Here is a 3,582-nt window from a genome sequence, read left to right as displayed (position 1 = left end):
CCGCGATCCGGCGCGCGACCGTCCTGATCCACGCTTCCGGTTCGTCGCCGTCGGCGAAGCGCCGGCGTCTGCTCCAGGCCCGGATGAACGCCTCCTGCACGGCGTCCTGGGCCTCGCCGAAATCGCCGGTGAGCAGGTAGACCTGCCCGACCAGCCGGGCGAACGCCGAAGCGTAGAACGCCCTGTAGTCCTCGTCCGTCACGCCGAACCCGCTTCCCCTCGGTGCGTGCTTCCGCCGGTGGCACGCCGCCGGGCGGCCCGCCGGTTGCAGTGGACCGGAGATTTCTCAGCGCGGGTCGCCGAATCCGCTGCTCGCGGCGCGGATCTCGGTGATGAAGGCGGCCACCGCCGGGTGGGTCGCGGCGCCGCGACGGTACGCGATCCGGGTACGCCGGCGCGTCTGCAACGGCACGAGCCAGACGCCGGTGGGTGGCTTCGCCGTGGCCAGTTCGGGCACCAGCGACACGCCTTGGCCGGCGGCGACCAGCGCGAGCACCGTGGTGAAGTCGTCGGCCTGGTGCCGGGCCCGGGGCGTGAAGCCCGCCGCCCGGCACACGTGCAGGGTCACGTCGTGGCACAGCGTCCCGGGGCTCGCCACGATCCAGTCCGCGTCACGCTGGTCCCGCAGCGACCCCGAGCCGGTCGACGGCAACGCCAGGTACACGGTCTCGTCCAGCAGCGGCACGGCGTCGAGCATAGGGTCGGGCTTGACCGGGACGACGTCGTAGTCGTGCAGCAGGCCCACGTCGAGGCGGTGCTCGCGCAGCGCGTCCGGGACGGCCGCCGGGTCCAGCTCGGTGACCATGAGCTCCAGCCCGGGGTGGCGTTCGGCCAGGGCGACCAGGGTGGCCGGCAGCAGGGTGCGGACCGCGGTGGGGAACGCGCCGATGCGCAGCGGCCCGGACAGGCCGGTGGCCAGGGCGGCGATCGCCGTGGTGGTCTGCTCGAGCGCGGCCAGCACGCTCTCGCCGTGCTGGACCAGGACCCGGCCGGCCGGGGTCAGGGCGACGCGCCGGCCGGTGCGTTCCAGCAGGGGCAGGCCGACCTCGCGTTCCAGGGCCGACAGCTGCTGGGAGACCGCGGACGGCGTGTACATGTGCGCCTGCGCGACAGCGTTGATCGTGTCGAGGCGGGCGAGGTCGCAGAGCAGGCGCAGGCGCCGGACATCCAGCATCAGCTGAGCTTACGGTTCTGCGCAGAAATGTGAACTGGACCTTATGGCAGTTGGTGCCAGAGGCTGGGCCCATGACTTTCTCCGGTGTGTACGTCCCGCTGATCACCCCGTTCGACGCCGACGGGTCGGTGGCCCTGGACGCGCTGGAGGCGCTGGCCCGTGAGGTGCTGGCCCGGGGTGCGGCCGGGCTGGTGGCGCTGGGCACGACCGGGGAGCCGGCGTCGCTGAGCGCGGACGAGCAGCGGGCCGTGCTGGACGTGGTCACCCGGGCGTGCCGGGACCGCAACGCCGCGCTGGTGGTCGGGGCGAACTCGGTCGGAGCGCTGCGGGAGCTGCGGGAACGGCCCGGGGTCGACGCCGCTCTGAGCCTGGTGCCACCGTTCCTGCGGCCCGGGGAGGACGGTGTCGTCGCGTACTTCGAGGCGCTGGCCGCGGCGAGCCCGGTGCCGGTGCTGGTCTACCACGTGCCGTACCGGACCGGGCAGTCGTTGTCGGCGGCGGCCCTGCGGCGCCTGGCGGCGATCCCACAGGTGGCCGGGGTGAAGCTGGCGGCGGGTGGCATCGACGCGGCGACCGTGGAGCTGCTGGCCGATCCGCCCGCCGGGTTCGCGGTGCTCGGTGGTGACGACGCGTTCGTGTCGCCGCTGCTGGCCCTGGGTGCGCACGGCGGGATCCTGGCCTCGGCGCACGTGGCCACCGACCGCTTCGCCGAGCTGGTACGGGCGTGGGCGGCGGGGGATGCCGTACGGGCGCGGACGGTCGGTCATGCGCTGGCCGGGCTCGCGCTGGCGTTGTTCGCCGAGCCGAACCCGACGGTGATCAAAGGAGTGCTGCACGCGCAGGGCCGGATCCCGACTGCCGCCGTACGGCTGCCGCTGCTGCCGGCCGCCACCCACAGTGTCGAGGCGGCGCTGAAGCACCTCTAGCCGAGGGCGTCGCGGACGGCGGCGATGAGGCGGGTGGCCCGGGCGTCGCCGTAGCCGACCATGCGGTTGGTGACGTACGCGAAGCCGACGCCGTACTCGTCGTCGCCGAAGGCGAACTGCCCGCCCGCGCCGTCGTTGCCGAAGCTGCGGGCGCCCGGCAGTGCCCGGAAGGCCGAGTCGAGCAGGAAGCCCGAGCCCCACCGCTGTCCCGCGTCCATCCCGGACCAGCTCGCACCGGCGGACTGCTCGCGAAGCAGGTCCGTGACCGTCTGCTCGGTGAGCAGCCGGTCGACGCCGGTCACGGCGGCGGCGAACAGGCCGGCCAGGCCGGTCGCCGACGACACGGCGCCCGCCCCGGGGATCTCGGCGGTGAGCAGTTCGGGATCGTTCCAGCCGTGCGGCTCGTCCAGGCCGGGGAAGACGAACGCACCGTTCATCGTGACCATCCGCATGATCAGCGTCTCGGGGCCGGGCATCGGCGGGCGGCCCGGCGCCTCGGTGAGCCGGGCGAGACCACCGAGCTCCTCGCGGGGCACGCCGATCCAGGTCCGCATTCCGAGCCGGTCGGCGATGGCCGCGCGGAACCAGGCGCCCGGGCTCAGCCCGGTGATCCGCCGGATCAGCTCACCGAGCAGAAACCCGAAGACATGGGCGTGATACTCGTACGCCGTCCCGGGCTCCCACAGCGGCGTCTGCTCCTCGATGGCCCGCACGACCGGCGTCCATGCGGTGACCTCCTCGAACGACAGGTTCCGGTCGAGGACCGGCAGCCCGGCCCGGTGCCCGAGCACCATCCGCGTGGTGATGCCCTCTTTGCCGTGCGCGGCGAACTCCGGCCAGTAGCGGCTCACCGGCGCGTCGAGGTCGAGCTCGCCGCGCTGGGCGAGCAGGTGGGTGCAGATGCTCACCACGGCCTTCGCGCACGAGAACACCGGCACCGCGGTGTCGACGGTCCACGCCCGGCCGGTGCGTTCGTCGGCGACGCCCCCGCACAGCTCGACCACCTTGCGGCCGCCGGCGTACACGGTGACGGCCGCGCCGAGCTCCGGGAAGTCGCCGAAGTTGCGGGTGAAGACGTCGGCCACCGCGCCGAAACGCTCGTCGGCCTCTCCCCTGATGTCCACAGCGGGACACGGTAGGCGGCCCGCGGCGCCGCCTCCACCGAATTGCGGCGATCTCAGCGGATCAGGGCCAGGGCCCGTTCGGCCAGGCCGGGCGGCGCGGACCGGGGCGACCCGGCGCTGAACGGCGGGTCCGGGTCGTACTCGACGGCCAGCTGGACGGCCTGCGCGGTCTCGTCGTCGCGCAGCCGGGCCAGCAGGGTCAGCGCCATGTCGATCCCGGCGGAGACGCCCGCCGCGGTGATCACCGGGCCGTCGGTCACGACGCGCTGCTCGACCGGCTGCGCCCCGAACGCGGCGAGCCCGTCCCGCCAGCCCCAGTGGCTGGTGGCCCGGCGCCCGTCCAGCAGCCCGGCCGCGG

5 protein-coding genes are annotated in these 3,582 nt (G+C 74.2%); 1 reads left to right on the top strand and 4 read right to left on the bottom strand.

Features of this window, described 5'->3' with window-relative positions; all coding sequences use genetic code 11:
- Positions 1–202: sigma factor (locus AB0C29_RS38570; RefSeq protein ID WP_360831348.1), on the bottom strand; the 202-nt coding region annotated here is incomplete at its 3' end.
- 84 nt (positions 203–286) lie between these two features.
- Positions 287–1,174 carry a LysR family transcriptional regulator gene (locus AB0C29_RS38565; protein WP_360831345.1) on the bottom strand — a complete coding sequence of 296 codons (888 nt, stop codon included), beginning with the start codon at positions 1,172–1,174 and terminating at the stop codon, positions 287–289.
- A gap of 71 nt (positions 1,175–1,245) precedes the next feature.
- Between AB0C29_RS38565 and AB0C29_RS38560 the strand changes: the two genes are divergently transcribed.
- A complete protein-coding gene (locus tag AB0C29_RS38560) occupies positions 1,246–2,100 on the top strand; it encodes a dihydrodipicolinate synthase family protein (RefSeq protein ID WP_360831342.1) in 855 nt (284 codons plus the stop codon).
- Here the strand turns inward: AB0C29_RS38560 and AB0C29_RS38555 are convergent.
- Positions 2,097–3,224 carry a serine hydrolase domain-containing protein gene (locus tag AB0C29_RS38555; protein WP_360831339.1) on the bottom strand — a complete coding sequence of 376 codons (1,128 nt, stop codon included), beginning with the start codon at positions 3,222–3,224 and terminating at the stop codon, positions 2,097–2,099. The two genes, AB0C29_RS38560 and AB0C29_RS38555, sit on opposite strands and share 4 nt — an antisense overlap.
- A gap of 53 nt (positions 3,225–3,277) precedes the next feature.
- Positions 3,278–3,582: DJ-1/PfpI family protein (locus AB0C29_RS38550; protein WP_360831336.1), on the bottom strand; the 305-nt coding region annotated here is incomplete at its 5' end.

The sequence above is a fragment of the Actinoplanes sp. NPDC048791 genome (assembly GCF_040650095.1).
In the GTDB taxonomy this organism is placed as follows: domain Bacteria; phylum Actinomycetota; class Actinomycetes; order Mycobacteriales; family Micromonosporaceae; genus Actinoplanes.
This window is presented reverse-complemented; position numbering and strand designations above follow the sequence as displayed.